This window comes from Microvenator marinus (genome assembly GCF_007993755.1).
In the GTDB taxonomy this organism is placed as follows: domain Bacteria; phylum Myxococcota_A; class Bradymonadia; order Bradymonadales; family Bradymonadaceae; genus Allomicrovenator; species Allomicrovenator marinus.
The window spans coordinates 3,532,095-3,547,789 of record NZ_CP042467.1; the positions used below are offsets into that span (position 1 = coordinate 3,532,095).

Genomic DNA, 15,695 nt, shown 5'->3' on the forward strand with positions numbered 1-15,695 from the left:
GGTCCCGATGAAGCTCATAATCCGTTTCGTATACGGCTCATCTTACAACGTAGCCGTTGACCACACTCATCTGATTACCGAGGGGCATACCCTGATCGCCATGATGCCGTGGGGAAATCTCCAGTTTGGCGCGTGTGATTGTGAAGAATGTGCTCGGCAAGATGAGGTCCAGCGCGCCGACCCAAACTCCTTTTTGGGCTGGCTCATCGAAGACGTGAGGCCTGCCGAAGTTCTCCTCGTCTTGCACCCAGACATGACCCTGCCGGTAGGAGAAGAAGGATTGGCTACAGGCGCGGTGAAGTTCGTCTCACAGATTGCCAAAGCCCTGCTCGATGAAGGGGTTCTCGCCGAGATCACGGACAGTTTCGGCGAAGCACTCGAGCCCGGAAGCTGGGTCCGATTTTCCAGAGACTACCTGGTCAACCAGACCTACTGCCTCGAAGCCGGCATGCTTGGTCAGGTGATGCCCGACCCCTATCGAATCTGCACGCCGGGTGTCAGCGCGCTGGTGAGACCCGTCGGCTTCGACTTCGAGTACGGCTTTTTTTGCGAGCTATTCGAACCCATCTCCGAGCCCGACGATACCGCCATCAAAGAAGCTCAGGAACAAGCCAAACAATCGTATGTAGGCTTTCAGGAACGAAACGGCTGGCACGGCATCCTCGGCCCCAACCTCCCCATCGATCGCGCCACGCGCGAGCTGCTCGCCTTCACGCGAAACCTCCCACAAGAGACCAATGAGAAGGCCGTTCGCGGTGGACTCAAACGGGTGGCAAAACTTCTGGATAAATTCGCGATCAGTCCATGGGCCGACGATGCGGCGACCCTCTCCGTGCAATGCCGAAACGACCTTGACGCCAAAGCAGTTTCCCCAGAACTGATGGACGCGCTGCGAGCCTTCTTAGAGCGTGTGGAGGAGGCAGAGAAGGTCTGAAAGTTAGTCGAGCTTGCTCAGAATGACTTGGGAAAGGGTTGCTGCCGGAAGGTCATTGTCGATTCGATAGGCTCCTTCGAGTTCTCCTTCAATCAGCACCGCGCTTGCCGATAGCTCAGTGCTCGCGCCCCACCAGTAGAGGTAGAAGTAGGAGTCACAATGAGGAGTTTGGAACTCCTGTCCCGAAGTAATCCACTTCACGTTCGCGAGGGCGTTGGCCCCCATGGCACGGGCTTCCTTGATTGCGTCCGCGAGTGCAACTTCAGAGGCTCGACCGCAAAATCCCAGGTAGTTCGCCCAGCCATCCTCTACAATGCGCCCCATCTCCCGGTACTTGGTGTCCGGCCTTTCGGTGTAGGCGTTGTAGGCACTGTAGTTCACGTTGGCCGTCGAACGCCAAGAACAACCAACACAAAGCAAAGCGGCAGCAAAAATCGCAAATCGGTTCATACAAATCTCCTCTCAGATTAGGGATGAGGAGTGTATCAATTGGTTTGGCACGATTCGTACCAAGGCTGACGAATGTTCGTTTTTGTTGGGCCCAAAAATTTGTCGATGGACGTCGCAAAAAAGAAGTGCTCGGCAGGATACGTGCCTCAATCGTGCTTACACTCCTCAAGTCCGTAGAGGAGAGTGCATATCGAGGAGGTGCAGGCGCTCTTAGACTGGCTCAATGCGCATATGGAGGAGCATGGCACATCAGTGAGTAGGCGAGAGGATCTTGAGATCAAGAAGACGTTCCTTGAGAGGAAACTCTTGGACTCGTATCCGGAGCCGCTCACCGAACAAGAACGCGTGATTCGCAGAAAGGCTCTGGAGAACGTCTCCGCCGAGCTCTCGCGCACAGAGAGCATCATAGGGGAATTCCGCGAGAGCAACCGCGAGCTCGGCCGATACGGGCTCGCGAACATACCGTTCTGGCTCGCAGAAGAGCTTGTGTGGATGGAGTTGAAGAAACAAAAAGGAGGCAAAGAATGACTGAGTACCGCCAGCATGAAGACGTCAGAGAAGAAGAGCACCAACGCATCCGAGCGATCTGCATGGAGCGATTCGAGTACTATTTTGACCCGTTCAATGACCAGCTCGAGCTACTTAACACCCTCGAGCGCGAGTTCCCTGACATCGACCCCGAATGGCTTGAGGACTACATGATCGACGCCTATTCAGACCGCGACTACGAGACCCGTAACTCGTACTCGGTGATGGAGTGGTCGGGCGGCGAAGGATTCAGCGGACCAGTCGGCGAGGTCGTAGCGATCAAAGAAGTCGAAAAGGACTATCTTGTGATCGCCTACACCGAGGGCTCGCCCGGCTACTCCGAGATGGCCCGCTACCGAAAACGAGAGTTCGACGCTCTCTCAAAGGAGGACCAAAGCGTTCTCTTGCTGAGCTTCATTCGCGCTTTGAGCAGAGACGGAGACGTCTTCGAGGAGGGAATGTTCACCATCGACTTCAAGCGAATTCTGAAGAAGGAGGCAGACGTGCTCTTCAAGGCGATGGGCGTCAAAGGGGACTCCATCGGTTTCTACGAGCTCGAGGGCAATCTCAATATCGAAGGCGAGCTCGAAGATGCTCTCTCCGCGATTAATGCCCGCGCTGCTGCCGTCAAAATCGAGGTATTACTCATATAAGGTAATTACCTTATATGAGTAATGCCTTACGAGGGTAATAGGGCGACTAAAGACCAAGATCACGATCTAACCAAGATGGTGCGCATGGATAAGCTAAAGGAGGTTTGATGGTTCATATTCTTGTCCCTGAAAGACAATCACCAAATACAATTGATCAGATCAACGCTCAGACAAAGACCGTTAGATCTATTATTGAAGAGAATCAGGCGAAGTATGATGACGGAATAGCTCGACTTGGCGATATTATCACCTCTCAAGAGTACGCTGATATCTTGACGGGTAGCGACATTGGTTGTCCTGGGTATTACAACCATAAGTGGGAGACTGATCTTATGATCAGTTCAACAACAGGAAGACATGAGGAGGATAGGGATCAAGAGGTCTACATCGCTGAATTCCTCGCTGTGTGCTCCGAGCTACTGGAGCTTGGCACAAGCGGAACAATCTTTGACTGGCGAACACCAGCGAGTGATATCTTTCACGGTCTCATTTCCTCTCTCAAGGAACCTTGGTTTATCGACCGCTATCCGCAGACCCTCCCTAATTTTGTATGGGTAGACTTCACGTCTGAAGACATGAAAGCTAAGATCCCATCATCGCTACATTCAAGCTCGGCACTTGCCATTGAAAGAGCCAACATGATTCTCATCAACCAAGATGTATCCTCATGGGCCCTTGGACACTACATGATTCACGAGTTGGCACACTTACTAGTCAGGGCGCCTCACACGGCTCATGGTAGGTATTTCCGCTATTGTAGCATATGGATGTGGGGCAACCTCGACAAAGAGCTTGGAACGCAGATGGGGGCAAAGCTGATGGCATTCTATCAGGCGTCTGATCTCTCTTACTCTCTTCCGCCAAGTAAGGTTCAGTGATGTACCATACGATTAAGAGGGCAAAAGCAGCAGGACTTCCGCGTCCAAGGCTGCGTATTCCAACTGCTGCAGCGTTAGCGGCCGTTGAGCCCAATCGCTAGTTTGCTGCGTCTTGTCCAATGCGATATTGAGTTCCCTCTCGCAAACCGCTTTCAGGCTGTGACCATCCAGTGCATCTGGGTCGCGCATCCGTGAAGCGACCATGGTGTCATGCACACCGTTCAAGGCCAGGCCCACCCTTTCAAAGACTTCCTCTTCGAAAGCGGCATTGTGGATAAGCTTTGTGGGAGACTCCTCGCTCAGAATATCAGCCAAGACCCTCAAATCAGCGATCTCAAGTGCATCGATTAGATAAGTCTCGGTGGGGCTAGCCAGCTGTATGAGGCAAAGGGTACGGGTGCCTAATGTGGTCTCCACGTCCAAGCCAAGGACGCTCTCTTCTTTCAGAGTTTTCACAGCGCTTCGTAATTCGGCTTCTGACGCGATCCATTTCCGTTTCCGCCCACGAGTCCAAGATTCGGGCAGCTGAGTCTTAGCTTGCGTTCTAGGCGCCTCCAAAAGGGCAATCTCGCGTTTCGTAGGCAAGCCGATTCCGTCGGGCACGCTTGAGAGTCCACTACGATGGTCACCCGTAAGCCAACCCCATGTGGCGGCAATGTCGATGAGGTGTGTAGCGAGGACCTCGCGTTCCACCCATGGTGGCATCAGCGTCTGGAATTTCGATAGTCGATAGTTCGGAAGGGATTGGCCCACCTCCGCCCAAAATCGCTCATTCTCCCAGAATTCAAACTCCTTAAGCTTAGACAGTGTTTGTTGAAAGACATGTGGCTCCGCCGTAACTCCGCGTATCCTCAGGGCGAAGTTATCTTCGGAGATCTCCCAGCCCGGCATACTCGCGTTTAGGGCTCGTCTGAGTGTGGAATTGATTTTTCCACCGGCGAAAGTCCACCAGGTGATTTGTCTGTCACCAAACTCAACCCCGTCAAACTCGGCTTCCCAAACGTTGGCCATTGCGCCACGCCAGCGCTTAAGTGCAAGCGCGGCCTTTCGGTCCAAGTACTTAAACTCCTGCTCGGACGCCAAAATTGCCTTCATCTTCTGACAAAGTTCGAAGCCCAAAAACTGCGGGCTAAAGCCACCCCATTTCGGCTCCTTCCCCCGCGGTGCTGGGCCCACAATCACACGCTTGTCGGTATGCCGCACTTCTTTCACGAACCAAGACTTTCCCGCCAAAAGAAACGAGCTGATGTTTTCGCTCAACATGTCCACAAATTCCTGTTCAAGGAATCCTAGCGGACTGCCCGTCTCCTGCGCGACGGTGTAGAACTCGGGGCTTGAGAAGACCGCATAGAGTTCCATGAAGTTCTTCTTGCCAAATCGATGCTCTGCCTTGGATCCCAAAACCAGGAGACCAGACGTTTCAAGTAACGAGCGGTCCTTGATGAGCCAGTCCACGAGCCGTTCAAACTCTGCGCGATGAATGCCAGAAAAGTCAGGAACCTTCGCGAAATGCTCCCACGCCTTGTCGCGGCTGATTCCGCCTCTAGCGAGTGACATGGCGAGTAGTTGATGGATCAACACAGGCCAAGCGCGGTTGGTCAGCTCCACGGACTCCACCCATTTCTCACGCGTCAGCTCGATTAGAGCTACCGCCTGCAAAACCGAATCCTCAGCTTCACAAAAGAAGGTCGTGTTTGCGTGCTTCCCAGCGCGGCGCCCCGTTCGGCCCATACGCTGTTTGAAAGAACTTACGGTAGTGGGGGCACCGGCCTGGAAGACCAAATCCAAATCACCCACATCGATCCCAAGCTCCAAGGTCGATGTGCAAATGATGCAGGCGGCATCTCCCTTGTGGAAGCGTTCCTCGGCCAATTCACGCTCTTCTTTCGACACCGAACCATGGTGCACAAAGATTTCGGTGCCACGGTCGCGCATCTTTTGGGCAACGTTTTCGGTGGTTGCTCGCGTTTGGCAGAAGAAGAGGCTCTTCTTGCCAACGCCCATAAGTGCCGCGGCGCTTGAGAGCGCAAGCGGATTCTCATCGTGCATGACGAGCAGCTCTCGCGGCTCAGGCTTGGATGGCGGGTCAACTACTCGTCCGCCTCTCTTCGAAGAGCCCGCAATCCACTCCAGAATTGCATCAGGGTTTCCGACGGTGGCACTAAGCCCCACCCGCTGAACATCGAATTGACTCACATTTGCGAGTCGCTCCAAGACGCTTATCAGGTGAGAACCACGGTCCGTGCCCGCCATCGCGTGTACCTCGTCAACAATCACAAACCTCAAGTTCCTGAAAAGTTCGCGCTCATTGACCCGCGACGACATCAACATCACCTCCAATGACTCCGGAGTGGTCATCAAGAGGTCGGTGGGATCTTTCAGGAACCGCTTGCGCTCCGATTCCGAGACGTCGCCGTGCCAAACCATACGACGCATGCCCACCATTTCGGTATAGAGCCCAAGTCGATCACGTTGATTGTTGAGTAGCGCCTTGATTGGTGCCACGTAGACGGCTCCAACACCCGGCAACTGATCATTCATCAACCGTGCAAGAGTAGGAAAGATAGACGCCTCCGTCTTTCCACCCGCAGTTGGCGCCAGGATAACGACATTCAGTCCCTCCAGAAGGGTCTCGCCCGCCAGCTCCTGAACCGGACGTAATGCACTCCATCCGAGTCGACTAACAATTGCGTCTTGAAGCCGCGGTGGGAATTTCGAGAAAACGGTCAAAACACATCCATAACCGGAATGGGTTCTTCATCAGGGTCAAACCCCGCGTCATTGCCTTCGATCACACTCTCTTCTTCGAGGCTCAGTGATACGGGTTCAAACTTCCATTCCTTCATAGGATTGAACTCAGGATTCTGCTCGACGATATCCATTTGTTCGACCAACTGACGCAAGTACTGCCGCGGAACAATTCCGACATCCTTCTTAAACCCTTTTGTAACCTCATCCACCAGCCGGTCGATAAACTCCTCGCTTATCTTCTCCTCAAGGTTACCCCGAGATTTGGCTGGGTAGAGCTCCCGCAACTTCATCGACACTTCCTTCAGTCGCTTCTCGTCAAATGGCACGAGCTCGATCTGAGGTTGACGCATGTTTGCGAAGGTGCCCTGACGTGTAAATCGAATACGGTCGTGCAGTGGTGCAAGGCCGCAAACACCCCGAGTCGTGTCAAAAAACTCCGGTGTACCCGTGAAGATCCACAACATACCTGGATACGAGCCCGCAATATCTACAATCTGTCGGATACCGTTGAGGGATTTGCCCCGAGAAGTCTTATTCGGGACGCGCAGAATCGTCTCAACCTCGTCGATGATGACAACCAAGCCCTTATAGCCGGACGCCTTGACGATCTCGAGCACGCCACGAAGGTAATCCATGGCGTCTTTGCTCTCGATATTTCCGCGAATACCTGCTGCCTTCTTTGCTGATGCACTCACGTTCGAGCTGCCGCAAAGCCACGAGAGGAGAGAGCCCGCTTCAGCAGACTCGCCACGTTGCTTAAAATCAAAAATCGTCTGAACCACGCGGATGAGGTCTGCCGGAGCCTTGCCACTGGACATCGCATTCAGGTTTTCCTTGATGCGTGCACGCACTTTGTCGTCGAAGTCCCGGGCATTCTCATCAGCGCCGGCATCGATCAGCTGCTCCTCGACACGGTAGATCCAGCGGTCCAAGATATCGTTGAAAGCGCCGCGCTCACACATCGAGGTACCAAGCTCAGACATTATCTTTCGATAGACCTCGTCAAACTTGTGAAATCTCAGATCGTTGTCGGAAACCACAACAAAACTCGTCGCGTATCCCGCATTTCTCGCCTCGAGCTGGGCGAGCTTGGCCATAAACGTCTTCCCGCAACCATAGCCACCGCGCAAGAACTTGGTTTGACCCTCTCCTCGCTCGATCAACTCAAGCTGCCGCTTGATTTCGTTTCGTTGTCTGTCGATCCCCACAGCAAACGTATCAATCCCACGCTCGGGTACAACGCCCGTGCGCAACTTCTCAAAAATATGATCCACGTCTCGTTGAGTTAACGCACTCATTTCTTTCCACCTTCACGGAAGTAGCGCTTGATTCCGCCGATATGGTCTACTTTCAAATCAAAAGGCGCAAGCCTGACGTACGCCTCCACGTGCGTGGCGAACGCGCGTGCCGCGCGCGACTTGCCAGTTAGCGCTATGATCTCTTCTTCTGTGACTACACCATGCTTCGCTAAATGTTCAAAAATTGGCCGCGCGTCGTCCGGCATCTTCGCCAACCAGTCGATATCTTCATGCTCTTTTTCGTCTCGCTGCTCGTCTTCAAAGACCTCACCTGACGCGCTCAAATCGAATCGATGGTCGGGTAGGAACGGCGTCACATCCGCTACTTTGCTTGGGTGGAACACTTCCACAGGAACACGCTGATCTGTTTGTCCACTCAGCTTGAAGAAGACCTCAAAAGGCTTGCCGACTGGTGCGTGGATGGAACCCGCTTCGGTACGTGCCCCTCGCGCCTGGCAAAGCTCTACCCGCGCATCTCTGCGGTCAGGCACGTGCATGGATAGCTCGATTTCACGTGAAGCGCCGAAGCCAAGTGCCACCTGGGCCTGAACCTCCACGATGAGCTCCAAACAATGCATACCCGCCACGCCCTCTTTGACCTTGCCTTTCACCGCATAAGAAAGGGTGTTGCCCCCGCTCGGCGAGCGATGCACAACTTTGAGGACAGGAATGACGCGCTCTTGAAGACTGTTTCCGCCATGGACAAAATTGAGCGAGCGTTTTCCGACCTCAAAAACAGCCGTCGTCTCGGGGAACATCAAATAGCCTTTCGCCCCCACATACCCCAGATCCTCCAGTGTCACTCGAACCTCGCCCGGATGGTCGGCAGCCACCATGGAGTAGACGTGACGGCGCGAGGGGTCCACCTTGCGACCATGAGGCAGAGAAATCCGTGTTCGGTCGTCCAAAAGCAAGAAGCCATGGTCACTGGTGATCACGAAACGTCTCACCCCAGCGTCTCGCAGTAGCTGCCACGCTGCACGAAGCTTCGACATCACATCATCAAACACAGAAGGCCCAACATTGCTCTCGCCGGCTTTGTCGATCTCTTCGCTATGTACCACCACAAGTTTAGCCCTCGAGATAGATTGGCGCAGACTCGACGCATCTCGAGAAACGACTTCTTCCAGGGATATCCAAGGGCAATTCACGCCGCCGACTCGCTCATGCATTGCGCGTTTTCGCGCCTCAGGTCTCAGTACCTGAAACTCACCGGTTGAGAACCCGACAATCTTCTCACTCTTGTCTAAAACAGCGCTGAGTTTTCCACCGTTTGAGACTGGGGCTAGGGCGTTCATTCCGACACAAGTCTCGCTCGGAAGCTCGGCGAGTGCTGGGCTGAGCGACGCAACAACACCAGCGCTCGCCTCGAACGTACGCATCAACTCTTGCCCCATCTCGTAGCGCAATCCATCCACCACAAAGAATGCGGTTAAACCCTCTTCGGTGCTTGGTTTGACCACATCATCGAAGATATTGCGCTGTTGCATAGGAGGGCTCGGCAAGAAACCATCGGCGCGCGAAAGCTCCGAGAATCTCAAGGCCCATGCATCCGCCCACTTCCGCCAACGCACCCGCATTTCGTCCAATGCGGCTCGAAGCTCATGAAACTGAGGTAGTCGAGGGCTCAAAATAGCTGCTCGCCTTTGCTCCAAGTGACGATGCAAACGGTCAACGGCTTCACCGTGCATGGCATAAAACTGGACCGCCTCATCAATGCTTTGTCCACCAAGAGTTTGCCCAGCGTTGCCAATGGCCTGACCAAGGCTTGCGCCCAATAAGAGTAGCTCCCAGGCGAGTACGCGCGATGGGTCGCGACGCAGCCAAAACGATGTGTGAGGTTCTTTTACGCGCGGTGTGGCCCACGTGAGCACGGGATTCCAGTCCGTCTTTTGGAGTGACTCCAGTGCCGCGTTGAGAACCAGATCCTCTTCAAACCGAAAAGTATCGATCTTTCCAAGGTCGCGCGCGTGGGCCACCTGAACTTCGTCCGCGAGGAGCGCCTGCGTATCGTCGGCCGCCCGCTGGTAGAAGTCCGGGTGATGGTCGCGGAGCATGCGTGCAATGCCACGACAGGTGAGTTTTACGGCCTGTGGTAACTCGCCGACGCCGCGCAAAAGCGGGCTCACAGGTTCGCGCTGAAGATCGTCCACAAACTCCACGCTGAGCGCCCAGCCCGCCAGCGCAAACGCCCAGCTCGCCCAGTCATGCGTCGCCCCCAGTCCGTAGAGTGGCCACTGCTGGGTGATTCCCGTCCACACCGTCCATTGCTCCCAGAATTCGGTCGCATATTTGGGGTCTGTGAGCTGGAAGGTGCCGCCGAGCAAGTCTTGCAAAACACCTTCAGCGCCCCGCAACTTGAGCTGCGCCTGAAACCCGCCGGATGCTGCTTCGATGCACGCCTTGACCCACTCATCCGCGGCTTCGAGCGACAGGTCCGGCGAGTCCGCAAACAAGGCAATAGCCTCCGGTGCCGCGTGGCTCGTCGCCGCCTCGACCACAAGGGTTTTCATGGCGCGCCGGAATCGTTTGCCCGCCAGATAAAACTCGTAGACGGGCGATGCCTTGATAGACTCTTCGTTAAAGCCTGGCATGTGAATGAGTAACGGTGCACGTGTAGGCCCAGCCGCAATCCCCTCCAGCTGGAACATCAGCTCAAGATGCGAGCCGCGGTACGCCGTCACTTCATACGGCAACTCACCGTTCTGCCGACGTGCCCTGAGGCCGTCCACAAAGCCCGTGTAGTGATGATCGGCATCCAGCCATATCACAACCCCATCTTTCCTGATCTCGGCCCTCAGCTCCTTCTCAAGAGCACTAGAAACCTGCCCAAACATTATCATCACAACGAACCCTTCAGAAAGATGAAAACTTGAAGTCAACAACGGTGCGGAGGCGCGCGAGAAGTGTTGACCATCATCCTCGGAAACTGCGATGCCTACAATTCAAAAGTTGGACAGGTGCCTAGGAAGATTTTCGTGAAAGGAGGATTTTCTCGCATGAGAAAACTAAGATTTCACGAAAGTGGTCGCCGTCCGATCACGCCTTGAGCGCATCTTCATTGAGTCGGTGAAGAATTCTGCTCACACATGTCTCCTTGACCGCGTCCGCATCATACTCGACCATAACATCTTCACCTGTGAACCGGTCTTGCGTATGCCTGTAAGGATGACGACGAGTCTCCACCACTACAACCAGCTGCCCATTAACTCGGTGCATCACCAGACTCGGCCGTCCTTTGACAGTTCGAGCCACGGTCGGCGCTCAATAAGGAGAGCGGATGGGTAGGTGGCAGACGAGTCTTCAAAGTCGGCACGAGTACGCAATAACGGTTGGCGTGTACTATGCCGCGAGGTTCATGTCTGATTTTACCCGCGGAGACATAGCCGATTTTCGAGTAACACGAGAAACGGAGGACAAGTCCAAATGGGATGATCTTGAGTTCCAAATTACCCGTCAGAAAATCACTACCTTTCATCGATATCAAGTGAAGGATCAAAAAACTCCGCTGGATCAGGTCGAATTCACGGAGATGCTGCGGGAGGTGCACACATCTAAACAGCGGAGATACGAATTCTTTGTGTCGACTTTGGTAAAGATTCCGGGGTTTGGATCACTCGTTGAGTTGCAGAAGATTTGTGAACGACTGTCAAAACCGAATGCAGAAATTGGACTAATTCAAAAGAGTTTTCATCGAGAAGAAAAAAAGTTCGTTGAGGGGATACGTGCTGCGCTTGATGTAGAAATCGAAGAAGTTATGGCCATCTGCCAACGGCTCTCCATAAGGTCTGCAGATGAAAGGCACCTTCGCGATCATGCAGCGGATCTACTTAGAGAACTTGGCGCGGAGGAGCCGCTCACTGCCTCCGCACTACTTCGCGAGAGTTTGAGGGGTTTAGATGGCGCATCTCATCACACTCTCTCTGAGTTTTTCAAGATCCTGGATTTGGAAACGCCTTCCATAATTAACGTTAGCAAGTTAAGGGAACGAACAGAAGAAATTGCCACCAAGTTAATCAATCAGAAGTGGAAAGCCGTCCGTGATGGGGATCCAATACTCTTGCCGCTGCGGACGGCGACCCTCATTACTCGAACCGAAGAAAGTGCTCGACCGATTGACCTATCTGTGGCCGCACTTGGGTGTCGCCGAATGGTAATCGTTGGCCCCCTTGGTAGTGGAAAGAGCACAACCGCTGCTCAACTTGCCAGAACAATCCAGCACGATAGTCCAGATGAATGGGTAGGGCTCGTTCATGCCTCTGAATTGACTCATAAGAGAAGCGCAGAACCTTTTGATTTGTTGGACATCCTCCATTTTATTTATTTCAACGGTGGTGGTTCGGACTTGGGAAAGCCTCCGCTAGCGGTTGTTGTAGATGGCTTCGACGAACTTGGTCCAGCAGACCAACAAAAGCTCAGGTCCCGATTGGATAAGTCGAATATCACCCACGTAGCCATAATGTCACGACCGCTCGACGTTCGCTCATACCAAGCATCGGGTTGGGACTGCGCCAGTTTGCGCCCGCTCGCAAAAGAGGAGATGAAACAGCTACGCCTTGCAGAATTTGAGGCGATCAACAAGGGAATGGAGAGCCAGGCCGGGTATCTAGGTGAAACTCCCTCAGCTTTAGAAGGACTTCCGGCAACACCACTTACTGCCCGACTCATGTTGGAGTCCAATCGCCGGAACCTCTCCAACACTGGGTTTCAGACACTGGGCGATTTGCTCTACAATCTGTTGCACACACGTCTAGGGGACTGGGACTCCGCGGCTGGACAACTGGAGGGCAGCGAATTCACAGCAGAGTTCCCTCAGCCTGATCAGCGGATGAATGTCTTCGGAGTTTTGGCCCTGCAGGGGAAAATCAGTCTTCCCATCTCCAAGGCTCTGAAAGTCTTGGAGGCGAAACTAACCCCAAAAGTTGCTGCCTCAGCAGTTGATGAATTCATCCAACGGGGGTTGTTGGTAGAAGAGACGAAGGGTCGAGTAGATTTTCCTCTGGAAGCTATTCGCGAATTTTCAGCAGGATGGGCTGCATCCCAATCCGATGAGGCTCTGAGCAATTTGGCTTGGCGCGAGTTTGCTTTCGCATGCTGCGCACTCCGACGACGAGAAGAATTGGACGGGGATGTGCTCGTTGGCATGTTTGCCAAAAATGCCGCAAAAATTGGACTGACTGAGACGTGCTATGCCGTTGCTGAGACAGACGACAGGGGCCTCGCCGAACAACTTTGGATTGCGGTCAACGAAGGGCGAATGAGCCGTTGCATAAGACGCTTTCCGATCCGGGAAGGTGAATGGTCTGAAGCCGTTGCACGCGCATTGTATCTCGGTGGTGAGACAGGATTCGATTGGTTCTGGGGTGCCTATTTAGACCCGCGCTATCCGCTCAATGACGAAGATTTTTGGGTGGTTGAAGGAGTCTTGCCGCGCTGGATCGCACAGCACGAAGTGCTACCCAACTATGCGAGCGAAAAGCTCATGCTGCTCGCGAGAACGTTGTTGGTGACACACCAAGGTTCAATTTCGCTGTTGCCTGCACTAGCGACGGTCGTACCCGAGGTGTTTGATCCAATAGAGCGTCGCTGGTTTCAATTTCATGCTCTGGCATCTCAATCACTCCGCCAGTTTCCACAAAGAGCACTAGAGTCTTGTTTGACGGAAGACCAGGAGTTGACGCTCGCAGTTGCGGCGATTTGTCCGTATGCCCCTGATGTCTTGGAATGGTGGTTGTCTAGATTTAAGGAACCGCCGCCAGTCGAACTTGTGTGTCGCTTGTTTGGGAAGAACTTCGACCCCGATAGACGAGCGAATCTGTTTAGTAAGATCGAAAAATTGGTCGGTTGTGAGGGATTTCAAGCTGTGGCGCGATTGGCCGCGGCGGATAACAGCCCTCTCGCAAGTGTGGAACTCTTTCGACGAGGTGAACGAGATTTTGATTTTCTGCTGCCTGGACTCGAACATGGGATCCATGACGGTGGGTACGTCGCGGAAGCTGCTGAGATTTACGCGCTGCTGGTACGTTCTCAACCAGATGGAGCGACTTGGCTCTCCCACCGTATGGGCGAAAAGTGGTGGAATGGCATGTCGACCCACTGGGAAATTCTCCTGGGTCTGCTGAAGCCAAGCGACGACAGTCTGGTAAACACACTCGTCAAAGCCATGAGTGGAACAACTTCCTTCACCCTCAGCCGCCGGCCAGATCTCATCTCACGAATTCAGAGCCTTCTCCAGTGCGGTAATGCGGCTACGATCGAAAACGACCTCCGAACCTTCCTTTCGTCACCAAACCAGTTTGAACGATACGCGGCGGCTTTTCTTCTCACCATCCCGCATTTTTCAGAATTTGCCCGTAGAATCGGATTAGAGCGATTGCTTGATTTTCGCGCCAATCCAGTCATTTGGAATAACGAGTTGGACGAATATTTGCTCACACAGAAGTATTCAAGTGCCGAGCTACTCTCCTTGGAGAGCATTGCTGTGTCTGGACCGGACGAGCCCGCAGCTCTAGCAGCCGCAATTCTACTTGTTAATGAGCAGAAACTAAGTGACGAACTTCGCCAAAGAGTCATTCGACTATCACTCTCCTACAAGTGGCCGTTTAGCTGCAGGGAATTGGTAGGAAAGACTATTTCGCGGGAAGAAGCCCACGGGGCGTTCATTAAACTAGTGCAGGAGAATGGACCACTATCCGATATCGCCGCCGACAAGCTTCTCACAGAGTATGACTTGTCTGATGATGTGCAAAAGCGTTGCATCGCCGTAGTGTTTGAATCCGTCTTCCGTGCTTCAACGTGGGAACAAGTTGAAGCCTTGGTTAGCGATAGCGAATTCATCCAACAGTCCGAAGCACTTCCATTCGACTCACCATCCCGATTGTTGGCGTCAAGTGTCCGTTCCGCATTATCGTCCAATGCAAGCACAAGTCGGATAGGATGGCGTCAGTTGGTATGGAGCGCGGTGAAGCAAGACGATCTCCGAATGATGAATGTTTCCGCGGCTCCGTTGCATTTACTTCAGATCGGTCAAGAGTTTCCGACCGTTGGGGACGCTATCGGAGAAGCAGCTACTGCGTTGCTCGGTGAGCTTGACTGGGACCAAGTCGGACCTGAAAGTTTACATTGGCTAGGTGTGCTATCGGATGAATTCGGAGACCTTTCGCTGAAGGTTGTAGAGCAACTGTTAAAAATCAAACCAATCAATCCAAAGGGACAGGGAGCGCTGTATGCACGCCGAGGTGAAGATTTTGTGGTCATTCCTCACGATCGTTGGGAGGTTCCTCAAACCGAGCAACTGAGCCCACCAACGTCCTCATCTTTGCGAGATATTGCCAAGTCAGAGACCCATAATGTTCCGTTGCGTTGGGGGCTAATCCTCGACTGGGATCTTCTTAGGCAAGAAATCCTCACGCAGGATGTGGAAGTTCTTGTTTCGGCGAGTCCAATAGGTGCATTGCTGGCGTCTGCACTTAGCTTCATCCTTGACCAACAATTTGACCCAGCAACAGTCTCCGCAATTCAAGCCCAAGGTCGTTGTCGTTTTGCCTTTCACAACGACAACCGAGATACATCACTTTTTCTAACCCTCAGTAGAGCTGCGCTTCGCAGGACTGAAAATAGCGAAGCTGTAGTGAAAGAAATGCTCAATCGTCTGCGCCAGAAGGACCGGTTCGGACGTCCATCACTTAGTTTGTTGACAGGCTTGGCGGAACTCTCTCCCAAAGACTTACCGATTTCCGTAGCTCTTGAGGCAATTGGGGAAGAACCCACAAGAGCTGCCACTAAACTCCTACTGGAACTCTTGGCACTCGACGACGCCACACTTGCAGCCCATCACGACTTCATCAACCGAACCATCAAAAGGTTGGATGTCAAATATAGCCACCCTTTCGTTGACCCTTTTGTTCTATTTGCCTTACCAGCACTTCTCAGGCGAGAGCTGCTTCACCCGTCCACTGCAGAAACAGCTGCCCGGGTAGTCTTTCAAGGGACAGTACTCACTCTTAACAATCCCAATCTGGGTCACCGAACTGGTGTCGAAATAGAGAGCCTTACAGAACGGATCCACCCGCAGGTGTGTAGTTGTTGGCGAAAATTGATGGTAGGTGATCCCAAACTGTCATTGGTTGCCACGCTTCTCCAGCGATCGACGATTCAGAATTAGTCAGCCGCTGATCTGAGAGAAGCAGTCAGTCATTGGCGG

Annotated in this window: 10 protein-coding genes; 5 read left to right on the forward strand and 5 right to left on the reverse strand. The window is 53.3% G+C overall.

The genetic code is table 11. The features are described from left to right. Positions 1-7 precede the first annotated feature (7 nt). Complete coding sequence (locus FRD01_RS14520) at positions 8-934, forward strand: hypothetical protein (RefSeq protein ID WP_146960839.1); 927 nt, start codon at positions 8-10, stop codon at positions 932-934. Between the two features lie 3 nt (positions 935-937). On the opposite strand, the gene FRD01_RS14525 is transcribed toward FRD01_RS14520, so the two are convergent. After that, on the reverse strand, positions 938-1,384 hold the full coding sequence (locus FRD01_RS14525; protein WP_146960841.1) for a hypothetical protein: 447 nt from the start codon (positions 1,382-1,384) through the stop codon (positions 938-940). A gap of 183 nt (positions 1,385-1,567) precedes the next feature. Here FRD01_RS14525 and FRD01_RS14530 point away from each other — a divergent pair, with 183 nt between their 5' ends. The 3 genes from FRD01_RS14530 (at position 1,568) to FRD01_RS14540 (ending at position 3,443) form a co-directional block, all read left to right on the forward strand. Then, the gene (locus FRD01_RS14530; protein WP_146960843.1) at positions 1,568-1,912 is read left to right on the forward strand and encodes a hypothetical protein; all 345 of its coding nucleotides are present in this window, start codon (positions 1,568-1,570) and stop codon (positions 1,910-1,912) included. Next, on the forward strand, positions 1,909-2,565 hold the full coding sequence (locus FRD01_RS14535; RefSeq protein ID WP_146960845.1) for a hypothetical protein: 657 nt from the start codon (positions 1,909-1,911) through the stop codon (positions 2,563-2,565). The genes FRD01_RS14530 and FRD01_RS14535 overlap by 4 nt, the downstream gene beginning before the upstream one ends. Positions 2,566-2,672: 107 nt before the next feature. After that, positions 2,673-3,443, forward strand: coding sequence for a hypothetical protein (locus FRD01_RS14540; RefSeq protein ID WP_146960846.1), 771 nt, complete (start codon positions 2,673-2,675; stop codon positions 3,441-3,443). 12 nt (positions 3,444-3,455) lie between these two features. On the opposite strand, the gene FRD01_RS14545 is transcribed toward FRD01_RS14540, so the two are convergent. The 4 genes from FRD01_RS14545 to FRD01_RS14560 form a co-directional block, all read right to left on the reverse strand. Continuing rightward, positions 3,456-6,173, reverse strand: a complete 2,718-nt coding sequence (locus FRD01_RS14545) for a DEAD/DEAH box helicase (RefSeq protein ID WP_146960848.1) — start codon at positions 6,171-6,173, stop codon at positions 3,456-3,458. Then, a complete protein-coding gene (gene brxD / locus FRD01_RS14550; RefSeq protein ID WP_146960850.1) occupies positions 6,170-7,492 on the reverse strand; it encodes a BREX system ATP-binding protein BrxD in 1,323 nt (440 codons plus the stop codon). The genes FRD01_RS14545 and brxD overlap by 4 nt, the downstream gene beginning before the upstream one ends. Beyond that, positions 7,489-10,335 (reverse strand): BREX-6 system phosphatase PglZ, encoded by a 2,847-nt coding sequence (pglZ, locus tag FRD01_RS14555; protein ID WP_249756220.1) that lies wholly within the window; start codon positions 10,333-10,335, stop codon positions 7,489-7,491. The genes brxD and pglZ overlap by 4 nt, the downstream gene beginning before the upstream one ends. Before the next feature lie 196 nt (positions 10,336-10,531). Then, a complete protein-coding gene (locus tag FRD01_RS14560) occupies positions 10,532-10,711 on the reverse strand; it encodes a hypothetical protein (protein WP_146960853.1) in 180 nt (59 codons plus the stop codon). A 139-nt stretch (positions 10,712-10,850) separates the two neighbouring features. Here FRD01_RS14560 and FRD01_RS14565 point away from each other — a divergent pair, with 139 nt between their 5' ends. Further along, entirely contained in the window at positions 10,851-15,656 is a 4,806-nt protein-coding gene (locus tag FRD01_RS14565; RefSeq protein ID WP_146960855.1) for an NACHT domain-containing protein, read from the forward strand. Positions 15,657-15,695: the final 39 nt, after the last annotated feature.